Consider the following 3,367-nt stretch of genomic DNA (forward strand, 5'->3'; position numbering starts at 1 on the left):
AATACCTCTACTTTTTCAGAAGCAATTCTGTCTAAGCAAGTAATCTCTGTGAACCAAGAATCCCCGTCTCTTTAGAGCGGGGAGTGTCAAAAGCCGAAAATTTATCTCTAGGTTAAATTGCACAGCTTGTTTTCCCGGTAGATCAAGCTTTAGATTTTTTTCTTATTTCCTTGAGCGAAAAATGTCTATTATCAAAGGCGATATTATCCCGCCAATTTATGTTACCAGCGATCGGTCAAAATCATCCCCAATCTGGTAATTATGCCCCCCTAGATAGCCATCTCTGGGCCGATGCCACCTATCCCCTCGGAGCGCATTATCGGGGTGATAGTGTCACCTTTGCCGTCTATTCTAAAAATGCCAGTCAGATTCTTCTGGAAATCTACGATCGCCCGACGGGAGAAAACGCTAAGTATGATTACTGGTTGACAAAAAAACCAAATGATGATATATGGCGGGCAAAAATCGCCGGTATTCCCCCGGGCAGTTACTACGCTTTTCGCTGTTGGGGTTCCAATTGGCAATTTGATCAAAAATGGCAAAGAGGTCACAGTAACGCTGGTTTTCGGGCAGATGTGGACGATTTCGGCCATCGTTTTAACCCCAATAAAGTCCTCTTCGATCCCTACACGCGAGAACTTTCCCACGACCTTGAAACCCCGGCCATGATCGCGGCCGGAGAAAATGCGGGAATGTATGCCACGGGAGAAGGGGACTACAAAGGAATGATCCGGCGGCAATACGATACGGGCAAATGGTCGCCCAAAGGCATTGTTATCGCGCCGGATGGGACTTCTACCGGGATTCGTCCCCGTCTGGGTGCGGAAAAAGCGATCATTTATGAGGCCCATGTGCGCGGTTTAAGCAATCACCCCTCCGCTAGTCGTTTAGAAGATATTCTCAAGGGAATTACGGGTTTTGAGGAAGTGGCTAACGTTCCCGACCAGTACAGGGGAACTTATGCGGGAGCCGGCTATATGGCCAAATACCTGAAAGCACTAGGATTTACCACGATCGAACTCTTACCCGTCCAAGAAACCGCTAACGATAATAACCCCGACGATCGCCCCGGTGGTAACTATTGGGGTTACATGACCTTTGGTTATTTCGCCCCCGATCGCCGTTATGCTTATGATCGCTCCCCCGGTGGACCGACCAGAGAATTTAAGGCCATGGTCAAAGCTTTCCACGACCAAGGTATAGAAGTTTATCTCGATGTGGTCTATAATCACACGGGAGAAGGAGGCAATTGGGGCAGCAACGATGTCACCGGATTTGTTAGTTTTGGTGGTTTTGATGTGGTGGAATACTATCAACTCACCGATGAACATTATCTAGTCGATGGGGCCACCGGCTGCGGAAATCAATTAAACTTTTCCCATATTGTCACCTGTAATCTGGTTCTTGATTCCCTCACCTATTGGTTAGAAACCATGGGAGTTGATGGTTTTCGTTTTGATCTGGCCACCGTCCTCGGTCGAACTCCTTCTAGTCATGAACGGGAAGATTGGAGCAAACAAAAACAATTCTTTCCTAAACATCCTTTGTTAGAAAAGATCGAGAAATTAGGCAAGAAATACGATGCCGAAATGATCGCCGAAGCTTGGGATATCTGGGGTTACGAAGTGGGGAATTTCCCAACGGGTTGGGGAGAATGGAATGGCCGTTATCGCGATGCAATCCGGCGTTTTTTAAAGGGGAATAGTAATACTTTTCAATTCATCGAACAGGTGAACGGAGATTATCGCAATTTTAACGACCAAGGCGGACCACAAAAATCGATCGGTTTTATTGTTGCCCACGATGGTTTTACCCTGATGGATTTAGTCAGTTATAACAATAAAAATAACCTCAATCCCTGGCCTTTTGGTCCTTCCGATGGCGGCAATAATAATAACGATTCTTGGGATTCTGGCGGTAATCAGTCCTTACGTCGCCAAAGATTACGCAACTTTTGGACGATTCAATTTTTGTCTCGCGGTGTGCCGATGACTGTCTGGGGTGATGAATTTGGCCGCAGCCAAAATGGTAATAATAATCCCTACAATATTGATAGTGTGGCCACTTGGAATAATTATGATATGATCGCCACCCGTTCACCCCATCTACTGCCCACGGGTTATCGGGAAGCTTATCATAATAATTTTGGCACGGGAACTAATCAAGAAGAACGCAATCCTTTATTTATTTTTGCCGCTTATATTGCTCACTTAAGACAGAATCATATAGCACTCAAACAGCGCCGCTACGGTGATATGGTTCTCGATGCGGGCAATAATGTCACCTACTTATTTAAAAAACCCGATGGGGTTAGCGATTTAACTGCCCATGATCGCTCTATTTGGTTTTTAATTGATGGTAGTGCCGTCGGTGATCACGATTTTTTGGTGTTAATTAATATGTATTATCTGCCGGTGGATTTTCGCATTCCCTCACCACCCGATAATTATCGTTGGCTAAGAATTATTGACACGGCAGCTTGGGCAGAAACCGATTATAATTGTTGGTCTGTGGATCAAGGGACAGTAATTGCCGATCGCTATAAAGTCAATGGTTTTTCGATCGTGGTTTTGGAGGAGGTTAACTAAACTACCCACAGCGATATCGGGGGTAATTTGGGGACAGATCGGGCAGCCCGCTAACATTGAGATCGAGATCGATTCTCAGCTGATTTCTGCTATATTTTTGGCAACAGAGAAATATCAAACCCCGCTGCATCTCAGTTTTGCCACCCGCACTTAGCCCAAAATTGCCGTTAAATGTCTAAAACTAAAAGTAGTGTTATTATCCTAACTATAATTTGTATTATCGCCACGGCGATCGGAATTTATCTGATCGGTGGTATCGACTCCCAAAAATTACAGATCTGGTTAAAACAAATGGGAATTATGGCCCCCATTTTGTATATTATTCTCTACACGATCGGCACAATTTTAATTCTGCCTTCTACCCCCTTAAACCTCAGTGGTGGCGCGATCTTTGGAGTGGTTATGGGAACAGTTTGGACAACGATCGCCGCTTTGGTGGCCGCTATAGTTGCCTTTGCTTTTACCCGTACTATTGGCCGGGAATATACCGCCAAAAAATTTCAGGGAAAATGGCAAGCGATCGATGCAGAAATGCAGCAAGGGGGACTATTTTATATGTTTGCTATCCGTCTATTACCGATTATTCCCTACGGTATCGTTAACTTTGTTGCCGGATTAACTTCTATCCGTTTTCGCGATTATTTCATCGGTACTTTATTAGGCACTGTCCCCGGAATTTTACCCTTTGTCTTGACATCCTCACCGCCGTAAACGGACGGTGATTCCCAAACCTCACGATTTAGGTTTCTGCTTCTTTCCCTTGCGGGGTTCCGCACCTG

At 45.2% G+C, this 3,367-nt stretch carries 1 protein-coding gene and 1 pseudogene; both read left to right on the plus strand.

Annotated elements, in window-relative coordinates:
• Positions 1–218 precede the first annotated feature (218 nt).
• Complete coding sequence (locus BGL89_RS17670) at positions 219–2,588, plus strand: glycogen debranching protein (RefSeq protein ID WP_286826851.1); 2,370 nt, start codon at positions 219–221, stop codon at positions 2,586–2,588.
• 171 nt (positions 2,589–2,759) lie between these two features.
• Positions 2,760–3,281, plus strand: a pseudogene (locus BGL89_RS17675) (TVP38/TMEM64 family protein); the annotation flags it as partial.
• Positions 3,282–3,367: the final 86 nt, after the last annotated feature.

This window comes from Microcystis sp. LSC13-02 (assembly GCA_002282935.1).
Taxonomy (GTDB): domain Bacteria; phylum Cyanobacteriota; class Cyanobacteriia; order Cyanobacteriales; family Microcystaceae; genus Microcystis.

Coding starts and splice junctions, on each gene's coding strand:
- BGL89_RS17670 (WP_286826851.1), top strand. CDS start 219: ATGTTACCAGCGATCGGTCAAAATCATCCCCAATCTGGTAATTATGCC.